Annotated in this window: 24 protein-coding genes; 18 read left to right on the top strand and 6 right to left on the bottom strand. The window is 69.7% G+C overall.

Going from position 1 to position 25,071, the window contains the following annotated elements; translation table 11 throughout:
* Positions 1–130: 130 nt before the first annotated feature.
* Positions 131–1,062 (bottom strand): IS5 family transposase gene (locus EJG53_RS36560; RefSeq protein WP_371858768.1). Its coding sequence is split into 2 segments (ribosomal slippage): positions 131–670 and positions 673–1,062, totalling 930 coding nucleotides; the frame shifts between segments, so codons are not numbered across the junction.
* Positions 1,063–1,117: 55 nt separating this feature from the next.
* Positions 1,118–2,209: an IS630 family transposase gene (locus tag EJG53_RS36555; RefSeq protein WP_125042755.1), complete on the bottom strand. Its 1,092-nt coding sequence runs from the start codon at positions 2,207–2,209 to the stop codon at positions 1,118–1,120.
* 633 nt (positions 2,210–2,842) lie between these two features.
* Here EJG53_RS36555 and EJG53_RS36550 point away from each other — a divergent pair.
* Positions 2,843–3,478, top strand: a complete 636-nt coding sequence (locus EJG53_RS36550; protein ID WP_033035386.1) for a DUF4386 domain-containing protein — start codon at positions 2,843–2,845, stop codon at positions 3,476–3,478.
* A 64-nt stretch (positions 3,479–3,542) separates the two neighbouring features.
* A complete protein-coding gene (locus EJG53_RS36545) occupies positions 3,543–4,250 on the top strand; it encodes a DUF4386 domain-containing protein (RefSeq protein ID WP_033035385.1) in 708 nt (235 codons plus the stop codon).
* A 20-nt stretch (positions 4,251–4,270) separates the two neighbouring features.
* Here EJG53_RS36545 and EJG53_RS44040 read toward each other — a convergent pair whose 3' ends face one another.
* Positions 4,271–4,399: a hypothetical protein gene (locus EJG53_RS44040; RefSeq protein ID WP_324607473.1), complete on the bottom strand. Its 129-nt coding sequence runs from the start codon at positions 4,397–4,399 to the stop codon at positions 4,271–4,273.
* 526 nt (positions 4,400–4,925) lie between these two features.
* Between EJG53_RS44040 and EJG53_RS36535 the strand changes: the two genes are divergently transcribed.
* The 6 genes from EJG53_RS36535 (at position 4,926) to EJG53_RS36510 (ending at position 8,820) form a co-directional block, all read left to right on the top strand.
* Complete coding sequence (locus tag EJG53_RS36535) at positions 4,926–5,492, top strand: DUF5994 family protein (protein ID WP_033035384.1); 567 nt, start codon at positions 4,926–4,928, stop codon at positions 5,490–5,492.
* A 7-nt stretch (positions 5,493–5,499) separates the two neighbouring features.
* Positions 5,500–5,778: a hypothetical protein gene (locus tag EJG53_RS36530; RefSeq protein ID WP_033035383.1), complete on the top strand. Its 279-nt coding sequence runs from the start codon at positions 5,500–5,502 to the stop codon at positions 5,776–5,778.
* A 312-nt stretch (positions 5,779–6,090) separates the two neighbouring features.
* The gene (locus tag EJG53_RS36525) at positions 6,091–6,471 is read left to right on the top strand and encodes an STAS domain-containing protein (protein ID WP_033035382.1); all 381 of its coding nucleotides are present in this window, start codon (positions 6,091–6,093) and stop codon (positions 6,469–6,471) included.
* Complete coding sequence (locus EJG53_RS36520) at positions 6,468–7,094, top strand: hypothetical protein (RefSeq protein WP_234339624.1); 627 nt, start codon at positions 6,468–6,470, stop codon at positions 7,092–7,094. The genes EJG53_RS36525 and EJG53_RS36520 overlap by 4 nt, the downstream gene beginning before the upstream one ends.
* Positions 7,095–7,280: 186 nt before the next feature.
* Positions 7,281–8,555 (top strand): PP2C family protein-serine/threonine phosphatase, encoded by a 1,275-nt coding sequence (locus EJG53_RS36515; RefSeq protein WP_244955485.1) that lies wholly within the window; start codon positions 7,281–7,283, stop codon positions 8,553–8,555.
* 97 nt (positions 8,556–8,652) lie between these two features.
* Positions 8,653–8,820 carry a CsbD family protein gene (locus tag EJG53_RS36510; protein WP_234339623.1) on the top strand — a complete coding sequence of 56 codons (168 nt, stop codon included), beginning with the start codon at positions 8,653–8,655 and terminating at the stop codon, positions 8,818–8,820.
* Between the two features lie 272 nt (positions 8,821–9,092).
* On the opposite strand, the gene EJG53_RS36505 is transcribed toward EJG53_RS36510, so the two are convergent.
* From EJG53_RS36505 to EJG53_RS36500, 3 genes are read right to left on the bottom strand one after another with little or no spacing between them, the layout of a single operon-like run.
* The gene (locus EJG53_RS36505; protein WP_033035405.1) at positions 9,093–10,349 is read right to left on the bottom strand and encodes a cytochrome P450; all 1,257 of its coding nucleotides are present in this window, start codon (positions 10,347–10,349) and stop codon (positions 9,093–9,095) included.
* Between the two features lie 60 nt (positions 10,350–10,409).
* A complete protein-coding gene (locus EJG53_RS44315; protein ID WP_459178538.1) occupies positions 10,410–10,502 on the bottom strand; it encodes a hyalucidin A family RiPP precursor in 93 nt (30 codons plus the stop codon).
* A 5-nt stretch (positions 10,503–10,507) separates the two neighbouring features.
* The gene (locus tag EJG53_RS36500; RefSeq protein ID WP_078659544.1) at positions 10,508–11,683 is read right to left on the bottom strand and encodes a cytochrome P450; all 1,176 of its coding nucleotides are present in this window, start codon (positions 11,681–11,683) and stop codon (positions 10,508–10,510) included.
* Between the two features lie 537 nt (positions 11,684–12,220).
* Between EJG53_RS36500 and EJG53_RS36495 the strand changes: the two genes are divergently transcribed.
* The 10 genes from EJG53_RS36495 to EJG53_RS36450 all read left to right on the top strand — a co-directional run bounded on the left by EJG53_RS36495 (position 12,221) and on the right by EJG53_RS36450 (position 25,062).
* Complete coding sequence (locus EJG53_RS36495; protein ID WP_078659543.1) at positions 12,221–13,009, top strand: cupin domain-containing protein; 789 nt, start codon at positions 12,221–12,223, stop codon at positions 13,007–13,009.
* Positions 13,010–13,098: 89 nt separating this feature from the next.
* On the top strand, positions 13,099–13,650 hold the full coding sequence (locus EJG53_RS36490; protein ID WP_033035381.1) for a DJ-1/PfpI family protein: 552 nt from the start codon (positions 13,099–13,101) through the stop codon (positions 13,648–13,650).
* Positions 13,650–14,441: an HAD family hydrolase gene (locus EJG53_RS36485; protein ID WP_234339622.1), complete on the top strand. Its 792-nt coding sequence runs from the start codon at positions 13,650–13,652 to the stop codon at positions 14,439–14,441. The genes EJG53_RS36490 and EJG53_RS36485 overlap by 1 nt, the downstream gene beginning before the upstream one ends.
* 258 nt (positions 14,442–14,699) lie before the next feature.
* Complete coding sequence (locus EJG53_RS36480; RefSeq protein ID WP_050509406.1) at positions 14,700–15,905, top strand: MFS transporter; 1,206 nt, start codon at positions 14,700–14,702, stop codon at positions 15,903–15,905.
* Between the two features lie 5 nt (positions 15,906–15,910).
* The gene (locus EJG53_RS36475; RefSeq protein WP_063749332.1) at positions 15,911–16,678 is read left to right on the top strand and encodes a type 1 glutamine amidotransferase domain-containing protein; all 768 of its coding nucleotides are present in this window, start codon (positions 15,911–15,913) and stop codon (positions 16,676–16,678) included.
* 114 nt (positions 16,679–16,792) lie between these two features.
* Positions 16,793–17,470, top strand: a complete 678-nt coding sequence (locus tag EJG53_RS36470; RefSeq protein ID WP_033035380.1) for a type 1 glutamine amidotransferase domain-containing protein — start codon at positions 16,793–16,795, stop codon at positions 17,468–17,470.
* A gap of 298 nt (positions 17,471–17,768) precedes the next feature.
* On the top strand, positions 17,769–18,674 hold the full coding sequence (locus EJG53_RS36465) for a LysR family transcriptional regulator (protein ID WP_033035379.1): 906 nt from the start codon (positions 17,769–17,771) through the stop codon (positions 18,672–18,674).
* Positions 18,675–19,461: 787 nt separating this feature from the next.
* Complete coding sequence (locus tag EJG53_RS36460; protein ID WP_125048474.1) at positions 19,462–21,213, top strand: CocE/NonD family hydrolase; 1,752 nt, start codon at positions 19,462–19,464, stop codon at positions 21,211–21,213.
* 728 nt (positions 21,214–21,941) lie between these two features.
* Positions 21,942–22,433 carry an STAS domain-containing protein gene (locus EJG53_RS44035; RefSeq protein ID WP_359132354.1) on the top strand — a complete coding sequence of 164 codons (492 nt, stop codon included), beginning with the start codon at positions 21,942–21,944 and terminating at the stop codon, positions 22,431–22,433.
* Between the two features lie 1,477 nt (positions 22,434–23,910).
* Positions 23,911–25,062: a ferredoxin reductase gene (locus tag EJG53_RS36450; RefSeq protein ID WP_033035377.1), complete on the top strand. Its 1,152-nt coding sequence runs from the start codon at positions 23,911–23,913 to the stop codon at positions 25,060–25,062.
* The last annotated feature ends 9 nt before the right edge of the window (positions 25,063–25,071 follow it).

Genomic DNA, 25,071 nt, shown 5'->3' with positions numbered 1-25,071 from the left:
ATGGATCCACAACCGGATTGCAGCGAAGCTGGCCGTGCCGCGACCGACAAACACTCCTCGTTCCTACCGTAATTCCACGGCCCGGAAGCCGTCGAGTGCGTCGATAGCCCCCTAGGCACTGTTTCTCGGATCATGTGCGGAGCCAGATGATGAGGGCTGCGAGGGTGACGGTGCCGAAGTAGATGTAGGCGCGTTTCTCGTAGCGGGTGGCGACACCGCGGAAGCCTTTCAGGCGGTTGACGGCGCGTTCGACGGTGTTGCGTTTCTTGTAGCGCTCTGCGTCGAAGCCGGTGGGCCGGCCGCCTCGGGAGCCTCGGTTGAGGCGGTGTCTGCGCTGTTCGGCCCGTTCGGGGATGGTGTGCCGGATGCCACGTCGCCGCAGGTAGCTCCGGTTTCTTCGAGAGGTGTAGGCCTTGTCGGCCAGGACGTGGTCAGGCCGGGTGCGGGGGTGCCCCACTGTGGTGCGGGGCACGGACACCTGTTCCAGTACCCGCTCGAGCTGGGGGCCGTCACCGTGGTGTCCGGGGGTCAGGACGAGGGCGAGCGGCCGGCATCGTCCGTCGGCGGCGAGGTGGATTTTGGTGGTGAAGCCACCTCGGGAGCGTCCCAGGCACTCGCCGAGCTGACCACCTCCACCAGCCGGACGGCCAGCTTCGACAGGACCGGATCGGCCTGGTTCGTCCCCCGCCCGTCCCCCTTTTGACCATCCACGGCGGGCGGAGCCTTCCTCGCGCCGGCGGCGTGCTGGTGCGCTCGCACCGCGGTGGAGTCCACCGGCACGTCCCAGTCGATCCGGCCGGCCGCGTCCTCGGCGGCCTGGACCTTCGACAGCAGCATCTTCCACGTCCCGTCCGCCGACCAGCGGCGATGACGCTTGTAGACCGTCTCCCACGGCCCGAACCGCTCCGGCAGATCCCGCCACTGCACCCCCGTACGCACCCGGTACAGCACCCCGTTGATCACCCGCCGGTGATCACTCCACCGGCCTCCGCGCGCACCGCCACGAGGCAGGAACGCTTCCAGCCGGTCCCACTCCGCGTTCGTCAGGTCTCCGCGTCCCATGCATACAGCCTGGCCCCAACGCCTCACTCCCGTAAGGAGATCCGAGAAACAGTGCCTAGTGACCTGAGTCAGAGATCCGGTGGCAGTAGGCGGCGACTTTGTCGAGGATCTCGTCGGCGGATTTGGTCCAGAGGAAGGGGCGTGGGTGCTCGTTCCAGTCGGCCAGCCAGGCCCGGATGTCGCGTTCGAGGGCCTGGACGGAGCGGTGGACGCCGCGCTTGAGCTTCTTCTGTGTCAGTTCGGCGAACCAGCGCTCGACCAGGTTGAGCCAGGACGCGCTGGTGGGGGTGAAGTGCAGGTGGAAGCGCGGGTGCGCCAGCAGCCACGTCTTGACCGCGGGCGTCTTGTGCGTCGCGTAGTTGTCGAGGATCAGATGCACGCCGAGGCCGGCCGGGACCTCCTTGTCCAGCCTGGCCAGGAACTTCTTGAACTCCACGGCCCGGTGCCGGCGGTGCAGCGAGCCGAAGACCTTCCCGCTCGCCACCTCCAGGGCGGCGAACAACGTCGTGGTGCCGGCCCGGACATAGTCGTGACTGCGCCGCTCGGGCACCCCGGGCATCATCGGCAGGACCGGCTGGGACCGGTCCAGCGCCTGGATCTGCGACTTCTCGTCCACACACAGCACCAGGGCCTTCTCCGGCGGATCGAGGTAGAGCCCCACTACATCGCGGACCTTGTCGATGAACAACGGATCGGTGGACAGCTTGAACGTCTGCGTGCGGTGCGGGGCCAGGGCGAACGCCCGCCAGATCCGCGAAACGGCCGACTGCGACATGCCCGTGGCCGCCGCCATCGACCTCGTCGACCAGTGGGTGGCGTTCTTCGGCCTCTCCTCCAGCGTCTTGACGATCACCCGCTCGACATCCGCGTCGGTGATTTTGCGCGGGACACCCGGCCGCGGCTCGTCGCACAAGCCGTCCAGCCCGCGCTCCAGAAAACGGCGCCGCCAGGTGCGGACCGTGTCCGGGGCGATCCGCAGCCGGCGCGACACTTCCAGGATCGAGCGCCCCTCGGCACACTCCAGCACGATCCGCGACCGCTGAGCCAGCGCCTGAGCCGTCGTACGCCGACGCACCCAGCCTTCCAGCACAGCCCGCTGGGCATCAGTGACCGACAACGGCGCAATCTTCGGACCCGGACGACTCATACCCAACCAACGACGAATCTCCGACTCAGGTCACTAGTACTGCAACGGTGCTTGCCCGCGTCCGGACCGTCGTGTGCCCAGGAAGCCGTGCGGCATGGCCATCGGCCCAGGAGCGCGCCTGCACGGAGACCGAAAGGGTCCACCGCGATGTCAAGGTTGAGGTCCGGCAGCCGCTGTACGCGCGCGACGCGCTGCTTCTCAAGTGGGTACTGGCCCCCGGAGCACGGGCCCTCCGCGCAGGCGACCGACAGCTCCGGTGCCGGGCCGCCACCAGGCTCCTGCAGGTTCGAAGAAGCAGCCGCAGGAGCCGCCGCTGACGGTGACGCTGGTGGCGTACCGGGGCGCGCGGCCAGGGCAGAGCCGGGGCCGAGGGCAGCCAGTGCTCAGGTGGACGGGTTCCGCTCACGCTACGGCAGCGCAGACCGCGGGATGGTCATCGCATCACCGCTGTCGAGATCGCCGGAAACGCTTTGCAGGGCGCCCATGACGGAGGGGCGCCTACCGTGTTGGTGGGCGCTACCGTGGTCGACGGAGGGCGGGTGCCGGAATCCGCAGTAGCCCGACACGCCCGGCACCGGTTGCCGACAGCCTCCGGCCGAGTTCCCGTGTGCGCAGCGCAGAGGAGAAACAGGTATGCCGCAGAGGAAGACTGCCGTCCTGGTGGGGCTGCTCTTCATCTCCTCGACGGTCACTTTTGCCGCTGGCAGTTCCCTCGTGCAAGCTTACTTCTCCGAGGGGGAGTCAAGCAGCGGGACGCTGTTTGTCGGAGTGTTTTTGCAGTGGTACACGGCCCTAGCGGTCGCCTCGATCGGCATCGCACTGTTCCCCGTTCTTAAGCCACACGGGAAGTACCTGTCTGCGGGCTATCTCCTCCTCAGAGTGGTGGAGGGCATGGCGATCATCGCCATCGGAGCTTACTTCCTGACGAGCCGCAGCCAGTTCGAGAAATACGACCTGCTTGTGTACACCTTGTCCGGCACCGGCGGACTCATCCTGTCCCACCTTTTGCTGCGCTCCGGGTTGGTTGCCAAGTGGCTGTCGCTGCTGGGAGTCGCGGGCTACGCCGCTCTGCTGGCAGGGGTACTGGCCGATGCGCTGGGAGCGATCAATCTCGATTCCGGTGCCGGTGCCGTGTTCCTCGTACCTGGCGGCCTGTTCGAAGTGCTGCTCCCGTTGCTGCTGATCTTCAGGGGTTTCCGCTCCGTCGAACAGTGCGCCCGTCCGCAGGGGAATCGTCCGGGTGTGGCGTCCGACAGCCCTGGCGGGTGACGTCTCTTGCCGAAATGCAGCAGCCAGAGACCGCCCGGTCGAGGCATCCGCATGAGAGGGGATCATGGCGACCGTGGTGCCGGCGAACACAGAGATGCGCAAGGCAGCCCTGACTGCGGGGGTCGGGTTGGTGACGATGTCAGCTCTGGCCGTCTTTGCCAATTTCGCCGTAGTGGAAGGACTCGTCACTGAAGGCGATGCCGAGAAGACAGCACACGACATACATGGTTCTGTGGTGATGTTCCGTTACGGTGTCGCCGCTCTGGCGTTGGTGGCTGTTCTCGATGTCATAGTGGCCTGGGCACTACTGGCCTTCTTCACGCCGGCCCACAAGGGTTTGTCCGCGCTTGCCGCGTGGTTCAGGCTCGCATACGCAGCGGTGCTCATGGTTGCTGTAGGTCAACTGGCAGGAGTTCCTTCGCTCGTCGGCGATGACGTGGGCAGAGGGCTTCACGGCGTGAGTCGCTCGCATGCGGAAGCCCTGGTCAAGATAGACGCTTTTCACGACACCTGGAATTCCGGTCTCATTCTGTTTGCCTTCCACCTGCTGACGCTCGGGTTTCTTGCATACAGGTCAGAGTATGTACCCAAGGTCCTGGGGGCGCTGCTGGTGATCGCTGGGCTCGGCTACCTGGTGGACAGCTTCGGCATACTGTTGTCTGCCGACTATTCGGCCGAGGTCGCGATGTTCGCCTTTATCGGTGAGTTCCTGCTGATGCTCTGGCTTTTGACCAAAGGCAGGAACGTCACTTTGAAAGAGCTCCGGGCCTGACGGGCAGGACTGGGGGCACTTCACGGCGCGCCAGGGTGGTGCGGGTGCGTGTCCCAGGCGCTCGCATCCAGTCCGGGACGTGCGAAGCAACCCAGCCGCTCGGTCAGCACGCGCATCGAGCCGGGCGGCTCGGTCTCGAGATCCCGCAACCTCGGCCACTACGTGCCGTCGAAGGTACCGTCGTGGCGAGGAGTCGTCTCCCTCCTCACTACGGCTACCCCTGGGCCCGCCTGATGGGCTCGGGCACCGTCCGGCAGCATCACGGGCAGCAGAGGATCAACGGTCAAGGCGCACCGTCCGCACCCGAGTGCGGCAGCTGTTGCTGGGACGTCCGGGGCCGGAAGGCCCGTTTGCCGATTACCGGCGGACCGAGTGTGTTCGTGGTCATCACGCGACCTCGCCCGGGGCGGCCCCGGTGTGGTGCTTCGCCGAGAACGGCACGGGCAACGGAGCCCGCGTACGAGGAGCCCTCGAGGTGACCAGCCCACTCTTGGACCACCGCTCCCCTGGTCAGCTCTCTGCCCAGAGCTCCAGCCGTCGACAGTCGTGGTCAGCGCTGCCGACGGAGTACGCTCGATGATACCGAGAGCATTTCCTGACCGGCTTCCTTGCCGGTATCTCTCTCGGTTCCAAGCACCGGGCCGGGCACGCCGGGCCCGGGGACGGGTCGACACCATGACGGTGATCACCGAACGCCCCCCGCCGGCCGCGCCGGCCGTCAGCCCCTCCGGCCACCCGCCGGTCCGCCTCTCCCTCAAGCCCTCGGGCCCGCAGACCGGGCTGCTCGACGGCGCCTGGTGGCCACGCTCGCGTGACCTCGCACATGAGCTTCCCGCCCTCGCCGAACAGCTGGACCCGCTGTGGGGCCGCATCACGCGCATCACGGTCAACCCGACGCACTGGCCGGTCGTGCCACGCACGATCCCCGCCAACGGCCGTGTGATCAAGGTGGGCTGGTTCACCGACGAACAGGACCCGCATCAGCTCCTGTTGCTCTCCTACCGCGTCGGGCGCTGGGACCTGTTGATCGTCCCTCCGGAGACCTGCGCGGCCGCCGCCGCACGGCTCATGGACGCCGCTTCGGATCCGCGCACCGCCCGAACGGGCAGCGAACTCATGGCGGCCGAGTCGGCCCGTCACCCCTCGGCCCCTGCCGAGTCGGCCCCGCCGGGCCGCACCGAGACATGGGAAGCGGAGGGCGGCGCCATGGCCGCGCGCGATTCCACGGCCGACAGGAGGTGACGCGGCCATGGGCAACGGCATCACCGTCACCGTCATACTCGCGATGATCGCTCTGGGAGTATTCGTGATCCATCTTCTGAACGCCCAGCACAACGACCGGATCGCGCTGCACCGGTACAGCCGCCGCCTTCCGGACCGCCGCGGCTCCCACGAGCCCACCCGGTCGCAGCCGGTCACCACCACCCCTCCCGCCGTGCACACGCGCCGGGACCACAGGGACGGAGGCCGCGGGCGCCTGCGCCCGCGGCGCAGGGTCACCGGCTCCTTCAAGGGCCGGAGGTCCTGACAGGAGAACAGCGCAACGCGGCGGGCCTGTGACCGGGCCTGCCGTGCCGTTCGGGCGCGGCCCGGCCGGACCCCCGGCTGGTGCGCTGTCGCGCCCCCGAGCGCCCCGTTACCGCCATACCCGGACTCCTCTCGGCCGTACGGGTTTTGATGCCCCTCGCAGCTCCCGGACCGCTGAGCCCGGGGTTACCCTCACATCAAGACGTCGACGTTCCAGACCCCGACGGCGCGTTGCTGCTGAGCGCACATCCCTGCCGGGATCTCGGCCCGAACCGCCCCCGTCCCGGCCCGGTCGCCCGGAACCGGAGGCGCCATGTCCCTGCCCGATCTGAACGTCTACCGGCACGACAAGCGAAACCGTGCACTGATCACTCTGTCCGGTGAGATCGACCTGTCGACGGCGCCTTTGGTCACCGCGTCCCTGCGGGAGTGCCTGTACGGCGGTATCCGCACCATCGACGTCGACCTGACTGCCGTCACCTTCTGCGACGTGAGCGGGCTCAACGCCTTCCTGCACGCTGCCGCGCAGGCCACGCGGAGAGGCGGAACCCTGCGACTGCATCATCCGCCGCTCGCGCTGCGACGCATTCTCTCGCACAGTGACTTCACCCTGCTGCTGAGCGGCGTTCCTGCGAGTCACCGCGAGAGCACGCCGGCACCGTGGCCCGCTCCCCTTTCGGCAGGTGCACCGTGACGGGCACCGGCCCCGGGCCGGGCCAGGAGCGGTCCGCCCCGGAAGCGGTGCGCATGCGCCGCCTGAGCCGCTGGCAGGCCGAGGCGCTCCGGGAGGACTTGGCGGACCTGTACGTGGAGTCTGCGGAGGCCGCGTTCGGCGAGACCTACCACCGTAGAGAGGATTTCCTTCGCCGCCTCGCGGACTCCGTGCGGCGCCCGGGCTTTTCCCTTCTCGTCGCCGAGACGCCCACCCTGGCAGGCTGCGCCTTCGGCTTCCCCGTCGCACGCGACGGGGCTTGGTGGATCGGCTTCGAGGGCGGCCTTCCCCGGTCCGTCGAGCAGCTGACCTCCTCCGGGCACACCTTCGCCGTGACGGAGACCGTGGTGCACCCGCACGAACACGCCTCCGGCCTCGCCCGGCGGCTGCAGACACGGTTGCTCGCAGACAACCACGCCTCGCTCGGCGCCACTTTGGTGGATCAGGCCGACCACGCCGCCCACAGTGCCTTTCGGGCGTGGGGGTGGCAGGACATCGGGCAGGTCCGCAGGCCGTCCGGCCCCGCGGCGCTGCGGGCACTGGTGCTGCCCCTGGGGGAACGCCACGGCCTCGCGCACGAGGCCCGTACGCAGCGTCCCGAGTGACCCGAAGCGAGGTGGGCGCATGCCGGTCGGCGAACAGGACGGGGGCCCGGAGCCGTCTCCGAGGGCAGCCGGGAACGGGAAGCGCGGCGTATCGCGGCGGTACGCCGTTACGACATCCTGGGGATCCCGCCGGACGGGGCGTTCGACCGGATCGCCGCGCTGGCCGGACGGCTCTTCGACGTCCCGATGGCGACGGTGACGATCGTCGACTCCGACCGGGTCTGGTTCAAGGCTGCCTACGGGCTGGAAGGCGCTGCCCAGACCGGCCGGGAGGCCAGTCTGAGCACCTCGGCGATCCTCTCCGACACTCCCCTGGTCATCCCCGACACCCGTCACGATGCCCTGACCCGCGCACACCCGATGGTGGCCGGCCCTGCCGGTATCCGCTTTTATGCCGCCGCACCGATCACCACTCCCGACGGCCACCGGCTCGGCGCCGTCGACGTCCTGGACACCCGGCCCCACCGGATCGGGCCCGAGCAGTCCGCCGCGCTGACCGACCTGGCCACGCTGGTCATGGACCAACTGGAACTGCGGCTGTCCGCGCTGCGCTTGCTGCGCAGGGAACGCGAACTGCTGGAGGTCGCACGCGCGGCACGCGACCGGGCCGAGCAGGACCGGGCCCGGACCGCCGCATTCGCCGCGGCCCTGCAGAGTTCCCTGCTGCCACCGGTCCTCCCCCATGTGCCGGGCCTCCAGGCAGCCTGCCACTACACGACTGCCTCCCTCCACGACATCGGCGGCGACTTCTACGACATCTTCCCCCTCGGCGCCGACCGGTGGGCCTTCTGCCTCGGTGACGTGAGCGGCAGAGGTGCGACGGCGGCCGCGCTCACCTCCATGATCCGCCACACCCTTCGCTCCACGGCACTCCTGGAGCCCGACCCTCGCACCGTTCTGGAGACGCTCAACACGGCCCTGCTGGCAGACCCGGCCGCCGACGTCCGCCTGTGCACCCTGATCCTCGGCACCTTGGCTCCCCACCCCGCGGGCGGCTTCACCATCACCCTGACCGGAGGCGGCCACCCTCCCGCATACCACCTGCGTCCGGCCCGCCAGGGGCTACGCCCCCGCGCCGAACCGGTGCAGTTGCCCGGCGGCATGCTCCTCGGTGCCCTCGCCGACGCCCCGACCGCCTCCCGCACGTTGCACCTGGCACCGGGCGAGGCGCTTGTGCTGCACAGCGATGGCCTCACCGCCTCACGCACCTCACACGGCGCCCGATTCGACGAGGAAAGCCTGGCCGCACACCTCACCCACCACGCAGCCACGAGCACCGCACCCCGCGCAGCCGCCGTCATCGACGACCTCACCGCCCTGCTGGCGACATTCCCCGTCGGCCCGGCCGACGACGTGGCCCTCCTCGCGCTCAGTGCCACCCTCCTGGAAGCCGACGGCACCCCCGTCGGCGCGTCGGGCACCACCCACACCAGCAGCCCCCGTCCACAACAGCACGCATGATCTCGCCACCGAACGAGGCCGCGGACCACCTTCCGCAACACCCAACCCGCCCCCGAAGCGACAGCCGCCACACCACGAGACGAGGACCACCATGAACATGGGACAAGCCATCAGGAACACAGCACAGACAGCCAAAGGCAGGATCAAGGAAACCCTCGGCCGAACCACCCACAACGGGCAGACTCAGCGCGAAGGCAGGACGGACCGCTCGATGGGTCACCTGAAGCAGGCCGCCGCCAAGGCCAGGAAGGCATTCAAGCGCTGACGGCGCGCACCTGCCGCGGATCCGGCCCGTCCGGCCTCTGACACCGCGACCCCGGTGGCGCGGGACCGGACGGGCCCATGCCACCGGGCCCGACAGGCGCCGTCGGAGACGCTGATGAGAGGTCCGGCCACCGCCTGGCCCGGTGCAACGACCGGCCGCTCACGGGCGGCAGATCTGCATGACGTGGATGCGCTCACGACGCCAACGCCAAGGCCGCCACACACGACATGCCTCGGGACGTGCCCCGGCCGGCCGGTCCGCGCGTTCTGGCGTCACCGGCCCGGGTCTTCCGTACCGCCGGGTTGCGCCAGGGTGAGGCGGCCGTGGAAATGCTGGGGCACGGGGGCGAAGCGGCAGGCCATGGTGACGGTGCTGGCATCCGGCACGGTGAGGCGGTAGCGGGTGCACATCAGGTGGCACAGGGCCATCAGCTGGGTGGTGGCGATGTCGGCGCCGATGCATTTCTTCGGGGCCCAGCCGAACGGCACGTAGTGCGTTCGATCGGCCGGTCCGTGCGGTGCGCCGGGCAGGAAGCGGTCGGGGTCGAAGGTGTCGGGCCGCTGCCAGCAGCGGGGATCACGGTGGATCATGTGCGGGCTGACCAGATAACCGCATCCCGTCTCCAGCCGGGTGGTGGCGAGGTCGAACGTGGCCCGTGCCCGCCGCATGAGCAGCAGGGGCGGGCTCCACATGCGCAGGACTTCTTTGACGAAGCGGTGGGTGAGCGGTGCCGCCTTCGACGGTGCTGCGCAGAATGCAGCCGTATCGACGGTGCGCAGTTCGCCGGCGAGGCGTCGTGCCCAGTGCGGGTTGCGGACGAGTTCGTAGAGCACGCTGGCGGCCGCGGAACCGGGCGGGCCGCCGATGGCGGTGAGCACGGTGGTGACCACGTCCAGGGCGCGGTCCATGCCGAGTTCGGGGAGCAGGTCGACGATGGGGTCGGTGAGGTCCGGCCGGCGGGGGCGGCGTCCTGCGGCGCGTTCACGCAGGACACGCCGTACGACGAGGCCGGCCCGGACCTGGACGGCGGCGAAGTGGGCGTGGTGGCGCAGCCCGCGTTCGGGAGAGCGGTCGATCAGGCGCAGCAGTTTCTGATTGAGGTCCTGGACGATCCGGGCGGTCTCTCGTGGGGTGAGGCCGGTCAGGGCGATGGGCAGCATCGCCTGCACGGCGGTGTCCTGGGCCAGCAGAACGAGGTCGACGTCGTCGCCGAGCCGGGAGTCGATGAGCTGCCGCATCCGCGTGACCATGGCGGTGTGGTGTGCTTCGGTGGCCAGGGTGTGCAGTTGGGTGAGCCAGGCGGTGCGGATGCGCTTCCACGATACCGGCGCGCTGTGGCGCCGCCGGAGGGTGTCCAGGAAGCGGTCGTGCATCATCAGGCCGTCCCAGTTCGCCCGGCTGACCAGCTGGGCCGCGCTCGGCTCGAAGACGGCGAGCGGCCCGTCCTCCAGCCAGAAGACACCGCCTTCGGCCGCGCTGCGCAGCCGCAGGCCGTGCAGGAAGTCGTCGCCATGGTCGGGTGTGGTCACGGGCACGGCCTCTCGCGGTGCGGGTGAAAGCCGTCGGGGCGGCTTTCACCCACGTTCCGGTCAGATGTGGTGGTAGAGGTACCAGAAGTGGTACGTGCTGTAGCCGGAGCGGATGTTCAGGGCCGACTTGGCCGAGCGGAAGAGCTTCCTCATGTCGTTCACCTCCTCCCCGGGGCGACGCGGTCGCGCAGCTCCGCGAGGAAAGGCGGCGGAGCCAGCGCAGGACCCGGACGGGGGCCGTCGCCGCCCGCGGTGACCGACAGGCGCCAGTCGCGGGTGATGATGCCGATCAGGTCTGCCAGGAGTCTCATCGTCACGGCGGCTCCGGTGCAGGCGTGCGGCCCGGCCCCGAACGGCAGGAACGCCGGATCGGGCCCGGCGGCCGCCCAGCGGCGCGGTGCGAACTCGTGCGGGTGCTCCCAGTGGTGCGGGTGGCGGTGCACCAGGTACAGGCACACGTTCACCTCGTCGTGCGGCCCGGTGGGCACGCCGGCCAGGTGGTGCGCGCGGCTGGGCGTGCGGGCGAACAGCCAGGCCACCGGCCACAGCCGCAGCGCCTCCCGGACGATCCACACCGGTTCCTCCTCCCAGACGCGAGGGTGCCGGCCCGCGAGGTAGACCGACCAGCCGAGGGCGAAGCCGACCGAGCCGACCGTGGCGAACAACAACGAGAGGTAGACCTCGGCCACGTCGACGGGGTCCGCCGACCATCCGGCTCCGGCGACGGTCACACCGAGCAGATCGGCCGGCCCGCCCCGGCGGCTGCCCCGGCGTGCTTCGATCTCCTGAACCAGAGCCCCCATGGCCCGACGGCGAAACGCCCGGCGCGAGAAGGCCGGCTGCTGTTCCCGTGCACCGGCCAGCACGGCCCGGGCGATGACGTGCTGGAGGGTTTCGTGCAGTTCGGCGGGTGCGTCCGGGCGCAGCAGGATGTCTCGCAGATGCTCGCGGACCAGCAGGTTGCCCGCGTCGGGCCAGTAACTGGCGGGCACGAGCCGCTCGCCGACCAAACGCGGTAGGTCGGCTCTGCGCTCATCGAGGTGGCCGCGTATCAGGTCGCGTGCCGCATGGCCGATCTGGATCTGCGCGGGCCGGGGCCCGAAGACGCCGGTGCGGGTGTGAAAGAAGTCGGAGGTCTCCACGAACGTGCCGCGCCGGTTGCCCAGCACCTCGCGGGCGGCCGCCGGACCGGCCACGCACACCCGGCCCGCGGTCGAGCGCCACACATCGTGGACGCCATCGAACTCCGCGGCCCAGAACGCCAGGGGATCACGCCGGTAGGAGACCGCGTCACGGCGCCGCCGGACGCCCCCTTCGCGTGCCGACCACGCCATGGCTCCCCCTTGAGGACGGTCGGGTTCTCGGGTGTCTCGGCCCACGCGGACAAGGCGGGTCCGGCTTCCCCCGGGGCTACCCCGGCCGTCACTGCACAGCCTGCTCCGCCGCCGGCGGTCTGTCACCCCCTGCGGGCCCCGGCCGGACGCCGCCTGGGGACACCCGGACAACTGGGAAGAGGAGTTCCGACCGTCGCCGTGACGCACGACGCCGGACCATTGCGAGCCCCCTCGCCGGAGCCGGAGTGAGGCGCTCGAGGAGTCTGACCGTCATTCCGAAAACTGTTGGTCTTCTTTAGTCTGTTCTGCATACGAGGACCGGAGTGACACGGCGCGGACTTTTCGGCCATGAACTCCTGGCGACAGGTTGGCACCGAAAGCTCAAATCCCCATCAACAAGGAAACTTCATACCCCCGCCAGAAGTTTCTATTTGATCCCCGCTGCGATCACTGCTTTGGTTGAGTTGCTGAGACCGCCGTCCGGTCCGTGCACGGACCATCGGCAATCGGCTACATGCAAACGGGGGAAAAGGGAAAATGGCAATCACGCCTACAACGACACAGGAACCGACCACGACCGACGACGGCCCGTCCCATCTCGTCCGTCTGGACACGGGACCGGCGGACATCGCCGAACTCAAGCGGCTGCTGCGACGCGGGGCCCGCGTCGGTAATGAGCAGTTCGACGAGGACTCACACCTCGACGAGGTGATCCCGAAGCCCTGGGGGTACGAGTACCGGGCCTACGTGGACGAGTTCTTCGACTTCTGGGCGCTGCACATCGACGCCCCGCACAGCACATCCGTCCATGTACACCCGCGTAAGCTCACGTACCTGCTCTGCCTGGGCGGTCGAGGCGTGACGGCCGGACTGGACGGCACGTCCGTACCGATCCGGCAGGGCAGCGTCGTGCGGATCGCGCCCGGGGCGTTCCACGGAACGCGGAATGCGGGAGACGAACCGCTGGAACTGATCGAGGTCGAGTCGCCGCGGAACAAGTTCGATCTGATGCGGCTCAAGGATGACTACAACCGGGCAGGGACAGCGTACGAGTCGGGCTCTCTCGATGCCCCGCAGCACCCGATGCGGAAGGTGCCGGCGTTTCCTCACACGCGGATGCGGGCACGGACCCCGGACGGGCGATTCCGGTTCGAACTGCGCACCGGAATGGACGTGTTCTACCGGCGGCGGGCGCAGGATCTGTTCCATGTCCCGCTCTGCGTATCCGGTGCCGTCTACTCGGACCTGGAGATTCTGACCGCCCACCGGCAAGACAGCCGGCGGCCGCACACCGAAATGCAGTATCTGTGCGTCAGCACCGCCTGACGGATCCGAACCGCCTGACGGAGCTGTGCGGTGGATCAGGCGGAGAGTCAGCAAACAGCGTCAACGAAAGATTCACGGGGGAAAAGGTCATGTCTCACAGTGCTGTCATCGTCACCGGCCAGGGGTTCCAGGACCACGACGTCGTCTTCACCTACTACCGCCTCCTCGAAGAGGGATGGCACGTCGACATCGCCACGAAGAACGGCGATGCGACCATCGGCAAGTACGGCGTCCCGCTCCCGATGGACAAGACGGCTCGGCCGCTGATCGCCTACGAGGACCTGGCGGTGGAGATGTACGACGCCGTGATTCTCACCGGCGGTCACGAGGCCCCGGACCGGGTGCGGCAGGTCCGCGGCGTACTGGACTTCGTGGCGGGGATGGCCGAGGCGGGCAAAGTGGTCGCCGGGCTGTGCCACGGGCCGTGGATCATGGTGAGCGCCGGGGTGCTGCGGGGCCGGAAAGCCTGCGCGTACATCGGACTGCGCGACGACGTGGTCAACGCGGGCGCGGAGGTGGTCGAGAGCGACGTCGTCGTGGACGGCAACATCATCACGTGCTCGTACTACGGCTACATGGGGACGTTCATGCGTGCCGTCTTCGAGACCGCGCAGAAGATCGCGGAGAAGGACGGTTCCTGATGGGCCGCCACGCCGGCGCCCGGGCCGACACCCGGGTCCCCGACCGGATCAGCGCCCACAAGGGCATGCTGGCGCTCGACTTCGACGGGGTCATCTGTGACGCCCTCGACGAATGCGCCCTCGTCACCTGGCTCGGGGAGCGTCCGCACGACCGGACGGTCGCCGGCCCCGGGCAGCTGGAGCGGCTGCCCGGGACGTTCACCGAGCGGTTCCGGAAGGTGCGGGACTACGCACGGCTGCTGGATCACTTCCTGGTGGCCCATCTGACCGAGGCCGGCAGCATCACGTCACAGGCGGACTTCGACCGGCTCTTCAGCTCGCTTCCGCGGGAGCGTGTAGCGCGGTTCACGACGGCGGCGTCCGAGGCCCGGGAGTGGTTCCGGGCGGTGGAGCCGGACTTCTGGCTCGGTCTGCACACCCTCTATCCCGGCGTGCCGGAGCTGCTCCGGCACGCCGGGGCGGTGGTGATCGTGACGGCGAAGGACGAATCCTCGGTGCGTTCCATCCTCAGGCGGAACGGCCTGGAATGGACCGTGGCCGAGGTCTACGGAGAGTGCGCCCACAAAGCAGCGGCCGTGCAGGACGCCTGCGCGCGACGGGGTGTGCCGCTGGACGCCGTGACGTTCGTGGACGACAACCTGCCCAACGTACGGAACGTAGCGGCGGTGGGCGTACGGGCCCGGTGGGCGCAGTGGGGCTACCAGACACCCGAACACCGGGCGGAAGCCGCACTGTCCGGGATCGAGGGGCTGGAGCTGGCCGGGCTCGCCGGCCTGTCGGCTGCCTTGTGAGCGTCCGCACCCCGACGGGGCAGTCTCCTCGCGGCCGGTGCGGCACGGGCAAGCGTGCATGCCGGTGCGCCCCGGCCTTCTCACCGGTACCGCACCGGGCCCTTCACATGGCCCTCTTGTCGCGGGTGTGCACGAGACATCTGCCTGGCCTGTGGGGGCGCGGCGGGTACCCCGCCGCGCCCCGTTTCCTCTACGGCTCCCGGCCCCGGCACTTGTGACCTGACCACTCGACAGCCCGGCTCTTCCCGGAGGACGTGCATGCTCACCGTCACCGCCGCTCGCCCCACCCTCACTCACCGGCCACGGCCCGGGTTCTCCGTTCAGCTCACGCTGCTGGTGGCCATGGCCTTCGCCATCCCCGCACAGCTCTACCTCGCGATCCCGATCGCCGGCCGCGTCCAGGCCGCCTACGGTATCGACGCCGCGTCCGCCGCCTGGACCGGCGCCGCGTTCTCCTTCGCCTATGCCATCGGTTTCCTGGTCTTCGGCCCCTTGTCCGACCGGGTCGGGCGGCGCCCCGTACTCGCGAGCGGCGCCCTGGCGACGGCCGTGACCACCGCGCTGACTGCCGCCGCCCCGGACTTCGGCTGGTTCCTGACCTGCCGCGTCCTCCAAGGACTCGCAGCCGCGACCTTCGCGCCCGCCGCGCTCGCCTACGTGACCGAACGGGCGCCAGCCGCCCGACGGCCGGTCGCACTCTCTCTTCTCACGACCGGTTTGCTGGGGGCGGGCATCGCCGGACAGGTATTCGGCCAGCTGGTGGCGGAGTACGCCGACTGGCGAGCTGCGTTCTGGCCCGCGGCGGTCGTGTACGCGATGGCCGCCGTGGCCTTGTGGCGGCTGCTGGCACCAGGTGCGGCCGGCTCGGCGGCTTCGGTCCGCGAGGTCGCCGGGGCGGTGTCGGCGCTCCTGCGCACCAGAGGGCCGGCAGCGGTATTCGGATCCGCTCTGACCGTGTTCGCAAGCTTCGTCGCCTTCTACGCGGTTCTGGGCCGGGAGTTGCGAGAGGTGTCCGGATTCGACGCGAACCAGTTGCTGCTGGTTCAAGCCGTCGGGGCGGCCGGGCTGCTGGCGGGGCCACTGGTGAACCGGCGGTTCGGCGCCGAGGGGCCGCGCACGCTCGCTGTCGCCGGGTATCTGACGGCGGCCGCCGGACTGCTGCTGGCATTGCTGGCGCAAGCCACTGCCATGACAGGGGCGCTGGTCGGCGCCGGCGTGATTTTCGTGGCCGGGACCAGTCTGATCGTGCCAGGGCTCGTCGGGCTGCTGCACGAACTCGCGCCGAGGGCACGCGGGGCGGCGGGCGCGGTCAACACCTTCGCCCTGTTCGTCGGCGCCTCGGCCGGACAGCTCACCGCCGCGCAACTCGGCTACCGGCCCATGCTGGCCGTCCTCGTCATCGCCACGCTCATCGCCGCCCTCGCCGTGGCCGTCTTCACCCGGAGCCCGAAAGGCACACAATGAACGCAGTGAACGTCGCAAAACACGTACTGTTCGTGCTGACCAGCCATGCCGTCCTCGGCCGTACGGGCTCGCCCACCGGTTTCCACCTGGCCGAGACCGCCATTCCCTGGCAACGGCTGCGTGCCGACGGCCATACCGTGGACTTCGCCTCCGTACGGGGCGGCCGGCCGCCGGTCGTCGGCCACGATTCCGCCGACCCCGCACAGCGGGCGTTCCTGGCCGATCCGGACGGCGGCGGACGGCTCTCCCGAACGCTGCGGCCGGAGGAGGTGGAAGCGGGCGATTACGCAGGTGTGTTCTTCGTCGGCGGCCACGGGACGATGTGGGACTTCCGGGGGCACCCGGCACTGCACGCCATCGGCCGGCAGGTGTACGAGTCCGGTGGGGTCCTCGCGGCGATCTGCCACGGCCCGGCAGCATTCGTCGATCTGACCCTCTCGGACGGCAGCCGCCTGGTGAACGGCCGCGAACTGACCGCGTTCTCGCATGCGTCGGAGGCCATGCGCGGGCTGGCCGACGTCGTACCGTTCCCGCTGCAGACCACGTTGGAAGCTGCCGGTGCGAAATTCTCCGCCGCCCCCGACCGGTCGCCGCATGTGGTGGTCAGCGGGCGATTGGTCACCGGGCAGAACCCACAGTCGTCCGCCGGGCTCGGGGAGCGGATGGCCGAGTTGCTCCTGAGGCACCCGAGCGGCGGCCTTGACCAACACACAGACACTCTCGCCACACCCGGAATTTCCCGGGCCGAAAAACACTCATACGAATCCCTATAAGGGATATTGGCCACGCTATTGGCGGCAGGAACGCCCGGCGCCTAGATTCGATGAACACGGGAAAAACTTGCCCGGCAGCTCACCCACAACATCTCGCCAACCGGAGAGAACTCCATGCCGAAGAAAATTCTGTTCGCGCTCACCAGCCAGGGCGACCTCGGTGATACCGGCCGGAAGACCGGTTTCTACGTCCCTGAGGTGGCCCATCCCGCCGCTGTTTTCCGCAAGGCGGGCTACGACCTCGACTTCGTGTCCGTACAGGGCGGCGCCCCGCCGCAGGACGGTTTCGACCCCGAGGACAGGGTGCAGGCCGACTTCCTCGCCGACCCGGAGACCCGCACCGCCCTGTCCAGTACCGCCGCTCCGCGTGATCTGCAGGCTGCCGACTACGACGCCATCTTCTACGCGGGCGGCCACGGCGCCATGTGGGACCTGGCGGAGTCGGCAGAGCTGGCTGCGCTGGCCGCCGGAATCTATGAGCGGGGCGGCGTCGTCGCCGCCGTCTGCCACGGCCCGGCCGGACTGGTCAACGTCAAGCTCGGCGACGGCTCGTACCTGGTGGACGGCAAACAGGTCTCGACCTTCACCAACGAGGAGGAGGCCGCCGCCGGGATGACCGATGTGGTGCCCTACCTGCTGGAGAGCAAGCTCGCCGAACGCGGCGCGAAGGTCACCAAGACCGCGAACTTCGCCGAACACGCAGTCGCCGACCAGCGACTCGTCACCGGCCAGAACCCGGCTTCGGCCGTGCGGGTCGCCGAGCTGGTGATCGAGCAGGTGGAGGCCGCCTGACCTCGCCGCCCGTTGCCCCGCCGTCGTCACCGTGCCCCGTACCGAGGTGACCGCTTCTCGTGCTTCCAGGCACGAGAAGTAGTCCCGTATACGTATTTTCGTCGCCCTACGCACCGTCATCTCGTCCGCCGCCCCCTCGGTCGCTCCCTGTGCCGCACCATTGCCGCAGGACTCCCGACCGCCCCCGAAATGCCCGGCCCGGCGTCTTCACACACCACCCGGCGAAGCCACCCGGTCAGGCGCCGAGTCCGCTCCGGGGAGCGAAGGCAACAGCAGGGCGAGCGCGGGAGCGCTGACTATGGTCGTTCAACTGAGCTGGCTCAGGACGTTCGTGACCGTCTACCGTCTCGGCTCATTGACCAAGGCGGCTCAGCGTCTGGAGCTTTCGCAACCGACCGTCACCCACCAGATCCGCAATCTTGAGCGCACGTTCGGCAAGGAGCTCTTCGAACGCGTTCCGCAGGGTGTCGTCCCCACCTGTGCCGCCGACTCCCTCATCCGCGACGTACAGGGTCCGGTCGACGCCCTCGGCATCGTGGTCGAACGTCACTTCGGCACCGGCCCCGGCGGCCGTCCGCTGTGCGTAGGCGGGCCGGTGGAGCTGATCAGCTCCCGTGTCGTACCAGCGGTCAGCGACCTCGTCGCAGACGGCCTGCGGATCAACTTCAGCTTCGGCCTCGCCGACGACCTCCTGGAGCGCCTGGCGAGCGGCCACTACGACCTCGTCCTGTCGACCGTCCGGCCCCGGCTGCGCGGAATCAGCGCCGTCACGCTGGTCGACGAGGAGTTCGCGATCCTCGCCTCCCCCGAACTGGCCAGCGGCATCCCCACCGGACGGATCATGAAGGAGGGACCGGCGGCCGTCCTCGACAAATACCCGTTGATCGCCTACGCCGAGTCGCTTCCGATCATCCGCCGTTACTGGCTCACCGTCTTCGGGATACGCCCCACGTCGGCCCCCTCCCTCGTCATCCCGGACCTGCGCGGGGTACTGGCAGCAGTCAAGTCCTCCGCCGGAATCTCGGTGCTGCCCACCTACCTCGCAGCCGACGCTCTCCTTCGCGGCGAGGCCGTCAAGCTGCTGGAGCCCGAGATCCCGCCCATCAACACCTTCTACCTCGCCACCCGGGACGGAGGCATGTGCCACCCCGACCTGACCCTGCTCCACAGCCACCTTCTGATGAAGGCCCGGCTGTGGGTGTGACCGCCGGGCTGACACCATCGCGGCTCGTCGAGGAGTGGAACGGCCTCAGCGTGCACGAGTCCACCGAGGCACTGCTGACGAAGCCGAACGCAAGCGTCCCGGTCTCCCAGCCGGCCGGTGCGAGACAGCTGGTGCGCGGGTAGAACCCGACATATAGGCGGCACGTCCGCCCCTGACGGCAGGAGCCCGGGCAGACTTCAGTAGTTTCCTCGCTCCGCTTTGCGCGCCTTGCGGGGAGCGCCCAGCCGTACAGAACACCGGCGTCCCCGCTGCCGCCTGAGAGAGAATCTGCGAGGCCGACCATCGAACCGGCTTCATCGAGCAGCTTCATTCCCGTCCCCGGGCGCACGGGGTCGAGCTTCTGGCGGCGACGCAGGCCCGGCCGACCTGGACCACGATTTTCTGGCCGTGGTCGGTACCGATGGTCACGGCCGAGGTGCCAGGCCGAAGCTGATGCGACTGTTGTTCCGAAAGAGCACTTGACGGGCCCGTGATGTCCTCGGCAGACGGCCCACGGTACGGCTCGACGGGGTGAGAACCGGCCATGTAGTGCCTCATCTTGAGGCCCCATTGACGGCCGAATTCGGAAAGTACATCCTGATGCGACGGGACGACCGCTGCATGAAACGGCAATTCCCGCTCGGTTGGCATACCGCGAACATGTCCGCCGGAATCGCTCCCCGCTGAACACTCGGCCGCTTGCCATTCTTCCACCTGGCAACCAGGTGAATGCGTACTGACGTCCGCATCCTGTCGCACATTCTTCCGGAAAAAGGAGCACTTTGCCATGACCGAGCGCACCATCTGGGCCCGACGGCTCTCAGAAGACCCGGCAGGGCTCCTGGCACTCAACGCCCCGCCCGGGGAGACCGGCCAGGTGCAGCCGACCGGTCAGGCGAGCACCTTGCAGGTCCCGCCCATGGCCGGCCTGTACATCGCACCCGAGGAAACCGATCTCCCCGTCGTCGCCCGCGCCCTGGAGACCGGCGACACCTCCGGTCTGCCTCCGGCCCTCGCCTCCGAGGTGGACGAGGCCCGCAGAGTGACCCGCTTCAGCAAGGTGCGGGTACCCGGAGCCGGAGGGGACGCGCTCGACGCCGTCCAGTGGATCCACGGCGACGGCACGCCGCGGCCGGCCATCATCATGCCCTCTCCGTGGGCGGACATGGGCTGGCTCGCGTACGCGGTCCAGGGCATGCGGTTCGCCACCAAGGGTTACGACGTGCTCGCCTACAGCGCCCGCGGGTTCGGCCAGTCCGAGGGTGAGGTGGAGGTGGCCGGCGAGGCCGACATCCAAGACGGCGTCGAGGCACTGAACTACTTCACCGGCGCCCTGGGGCAGGAGCCCACCAAGGTGGGTTTCCTCGGGGACTCCTACGGTTCCGGCATCAGCCAGATCGTCGCCGCACAGGACTCCCGGGTCGATGCCGTCGTGGCGATGAGCACCTGGGGCGACCTGGCCACAGCGTTCTACGAGAACCGCACCCGGCACCTGGCCTCCGTCGCCGCGCTGCTGGGCGCCGCCAAGAACGCCCGGCTCAGCAAGCGCACCCAGGAGATCTTCGACCTCGTTCTGGCCGGTGCGGACATCGACGACATCCTGCTGTGGGCCGAGGACCGCTCCCCCCTGACGCACATCGACGCCCTCAACGCGCGGCGGGTACCCATCCTGTTCGCGCAGGCATGGCACGAGACGCTCTTCCCGTCCAACCAGACACTGGAGATGTTCAACAGGCTCGAAGGACCCAAACGGCTGCTCTTCTCGGTCGGCGACCATTCAGGGCCGGAGATGTCCGGCATGATCGGCCTGCCCAACCGGATCTGGTCCGCCGCCAACCGGTGGTTCGACCACTTCCTCAGGGAAGAGGACAACGGCACCGGGAACGACAGCGAGGTCGTCAGCCAGATCATGTGGTCCCGTGCCCTGGAGACCCACCCGGACTGGGCAGCGGTCACCCAGGACACCCGGAAGCTGTACCTCTCCAGCCCCGCAGAGGGCGGCGGCGACGGGCAACTGACCGAAGCCGAGTCGGCCGGCTGGGAGCGGGCGTTCCAGGTCGGCACCCACACCCTGGCCGAGGTCGCCGACACCGTCATCTGGACCGGCTTGGCCGAGATGCTGGGCCGTCCCAAGGTCTACGCGACACCGGACATCCCCCGTTCCGACGCGCTTGTCTGGTCAGCACCGGCGACCTCCGAGCGCCTGCGCCTGCACGGCATCCCGAAGCTGCACCTGACCGTGACCAGCAGCACACGCGAGGCCACCTTCATCGCCTACCTGCTGGACGCGGGCGCCGACGGCAACGCGCACATCATCACCCACGCGCCGTTCACCGCGCCGGCCGCTACGATCGGCGGCTCCGGCACCGTCGACCTCGAACTCCAGGCCACCGGCTACGACATCCGCGCAGGGCGCCGCCTGATGCTGGTCATCGACAGCAAGGACGCGTTCTACAGCGACACCAACGAGGCACCCCACACCCTCACCGTCAGCTCCCCCGCCGGCGACGCCTCCTACCTCGAACTCCCCCTGGGCTGAGATCCTCCGCCGGTCCCGCCCGGGAGCGGCTGTACCCGGCGGGTCCGACTCCCCTTGGCGGCAGCGCCGGCGGGCAGCCGTACCGATGTCCGCTCCATGCCGGAGCGGGCATCGGCTGCGTCCCTTGAACGGAGCGACAGGGCCCGGGCGGTCCGGTCAGGACGCCAGGCGTGGGAATGATTGACACCGCGGAAGACGAAGTCGGTGCCGTTCTTCTCGACGAACCGGCCGTCCGGCCGTTTTTCACATGGAAGCCGTTGGCGGCGTGCGCGTGGGGCTGGGTGTCCGCGGCCAGTCCGCGGCCGGGCGGCAGATCGCCTGAGCCGCGTTCCCAGTCATGACCCTCAAACCGACGCCGAGTTCGAAAAGTCGGCCGACCGAGGTGCGGTGTATCGCCGCCGCCTTTGCCCGACGGCGGCGACCGTGCACCACGGTCCGCCGGCCGACGGCGATGAACATGCCTTGACCGCGACGCTCGAAAACATGCGATCGAGGTACCGGGCGGGTAACCCCGCGCTGGGAGCGTAAACGCCGGACACAGGGTCAGTTCGGTTCCGGGAGCACGGGCCGGCCCGCGCCGCTCGATTCCTCCCGCTGCTGGTCCGCGCTTCCCGATGCGGAGATCCGAGCCTCTGGTGGACATTGAGCGTAGAAAATCTCATGGCAAGTGGGCGGGGTGCCGCGGGGGGTGAGGGGGTATGCCAGCGGCACGGTAAGCGCGTCGGGCCGTGGGGCCGCGACACCTCTGGGGCCCGAAGCGTCCGCTCTGCGCGCGGAAGGCCCCGATTTCGTTGTCTCGACCTGCCCAGTATCACCTGCTCCCCTTGCCCGACGGTTCCTGGGAGACGATCAGCTGCCTGGCTTCCGTCATCCGGTGCCGCGCCGCAGTACCTACCGTGATCCTCGATGTGACGGCAGTGGAGCGTCTGACCATCGACGCCCTCGCGGTCCTGGTCCGCAAGGCGATGCGCCTGCACTCGGTCGGCGGCGAACTGCTGCTCGCGGGCCCCTGCCTCGCCGTACGCAAGGTCATCGAGCGCACGGGCACCGTGTCTCTGCTGCCCGTGTTCGCCGACGGTGCCGCCGCGGTGAACGCGCTGGCCGAAGACGGCCGCGCCTGGCGCCGGGCGGAGCTGACAGCCGGGCACAGCACCCTCTTCACCGATCCGCCGCCACCGTCGGATCCACCGCCACCGTCACTCGGACGTCCGCGGCCATGACCACGGCGGGGCGGAATCGCGACGATCCCGACCGGTGGCTGCGGCTTCGCTGTCCCACCAAGCGGCTCCCTCGGCCGGGAGAGAACGCAGAGGGACCGTGGCACGCTGTCGGGGGTACGGGTGTGCGGCCGGAATCGCGGGAGGCGCTGACAGCGGCCTGTCACACCGGCGGCTCTGCTGCACGTCCGGTCCCGTCGTTGTGTACCAGTTGCGGCGGGCCGCGCTCCCACGGCGGCGAGCAGCCCTAGGGTGAGGGAGGAGCCCTCGGTCGTCGGTGCCGGGCCCGGGGGTACGTGCCGCAGATGAGCGAGCCTGCGGTGCACACTCACGAGACGCCGGACCCGCCTCTGCTCTCCCGGCGGCGGATCCGGATCGTCCCTCGGGCGTTCATGAGCCAGATCCTCACGCTACTGGCTGCCGATGAGGGAGTGTCACGTGAGACGGCGGGCGCGGCATACGCCGCACCGCACGGGGCACGCGGCCGTCGCCCGAAACGGCGGTCGCCGCCCGGCGTGCGGCCGAGCGCGCGGCGGCGCCGTACCAGGACCATCACGGAACATGCCTTGCCGAGTCACGGCGATACCGGTGAGCACGGCAGCCTGCGTAGCAGGCCACCGGAGTCGGCCGGCGGCGAGAGGCGAACGGTGTACGCCGGGCCCGGGCGGCATCGACGGCCGGCGTCGGACCGACCGCACACGGGCCGGTCAGGACGGTACGGCAGGCGGTGGTCAGGGCGGCTGCCGGGTCGAGGTCGGCGGCGAAGCTGACGATGAGCCGTGCGACGGCCGGCCGGCCCCGGGGGCGCCGCAGGCTTCCCCCTGGTCTCACCGGCCCTTGTGCCGGACGCCGCGGCGCGTCGCGTCGGCCCGGTGGACCGGTTCACCCTCGCATCAGGACGTCGATGTTCCAGCCCCCGACGGCGCGTCGCTGCTGAGCGCACACTCCTGCCGGGCGCCCGGCCCGCACCGCCGGCTCCCGGCCCGGTGGTCCGCGTCCCTTCGAGCAGCCCCACAGTGACCGGCTCCCGACACGAACCGCAGGGCCATTTACGGACATCTTGTGCCCGGCGGCGGATCGGGCGCCCCGCTTACACAGGGTGCGACGACGTACCTGCCGCGTTGTGCCCGAACCGGCTGCCCGCGTTGCCGACCGGTCGCGCCGCCGGCATCGGGCGCACGAGTACCGGCTGTCGGAACCGGGACCCTGTCGAGCCGTCCCATCCCGACATGCCCGGTGCGCTCCGGTGTCAGGGCCCCCGTACCGGACGCGCGGTCCGTGGAGGTGACCCGTGGACGGCGGACGTCCACCACGGCCGCGAACAGGAGCCGGGGACCCCGTGCCCACTGGCGGGATTCCCTCCACGCGGCCGGGCGCCTGTGCTTGTCTGGCGGTGGTCACCGCCAGACAAGCATGTACGTGTGTGCAACGTTCTGACTGCTCGCGTCACCGCACAGGGCACGAGAAGAGGAACCCGCAGATGTCTTGGTCCGCGCCTTCGCTCTTCACCGGTCGGTTCACCGACCGGATCCTGTCGGCCGCGGCCCTGCTGACCACCCCGCTGGCGCCGGACGACTACCTCGGTCTGATCGATCCGCTGCTGTCGGCGCGCCACCCGGCGGGCCGGGTCGTCGCCGTACGGCCGGAAGGACCCGGCGCCGCCACCCTGGTGATCAGGGCAGGCCGCGGCTGGGCGGGGCACCGGGCCGGACAGTACCTGCCCGTCGGTGTCGAACTGGACGGCGTGCGGCACTGGCGCACCTACTCGCTGACCTCCCCGCCCGGCGGGGCCGGTACGGCGCTGGCCATCACGGTCAAGGCGGACCGGCGGGGCCGGGTCTCCCCCCGTCTGGTCCACCACACCCCGCCCGGCACCGTGCTGCGGCTCGGCCCCGCCCAGGGCGAGTTCGTGCTCCCCGACCCGCCGCCATGCCGGATGCTGATGGTGTCAGCGGGCAGTGGCATCACACCGGTCATGGGAATGCTGCGTACGCTGGCGAAGCGTCGCCCCCGACGGCCCGGCCCCCCGGACGTCGTACTTCTGCACAGCGCTCCCACACAGCGGGAGGTCCTGTTCCGCGCCGAGCTGCGGGACATGGCAGCCCGGTTGCCGTGGTTCCGCTTCCATGAACGGCACACCCGCTCCCAGGCTTCCCACGCCTTTCCGGCGGGAAAGGCCCCGCCACCGGGCCGGCTGACCCCCACGGACATCACCGGCACCTGTCCGGACTGGCGGATTCGCGAGACCTGGGCCTGTGGACCACCCGGCCTGCTGGCCGCGATCGAGGAGCACTGGGCGGCAGCCGGCCTCACCGGACGGCTGCACACCGAGCGCTTCGCCCCCGCCCCGCCGCGCCCACCGGAGCCCGGCGCTCGTGGAGGCAGGGTCAGGTTCGCCAGAAGCGGCGTCGAGACGGAGTCCGCCCCGGCCGTCCCACTGCTGGTGACCGGGGAGCAGGCCGGCGTGCCCATGCCGTACGGCTGCCGGCGCGGCATCTGCTTCGGCTGTCTCGTACCGCTGCTCCACGGCCGGGTGCGCGATCTGCGGACCGGCGAGGTGCACGGCGAGCCGGGGAAGCTGATCCAGAGCTGCGTGAACGCCGCGGCGAATCCGCTCGCCCTCGACATCTAGGCATGTGAA

This window comes from Streptomyces chrestomyceticus JCM 4735 (assembly GCF_003865135.1).
GTDB classification, from domain to species: Bacteria; Actinomycetota; Actinomycetes; order Streptomycetales; family Streptomycetaceae; genus Streptomyces; species Streptomyces chrestomyceticus.
The sequence above is the reverse complement of the archived record's forward strand: the minus strand, read 5'-3'. Positions and strand labels throughout refer to the sequence as shown.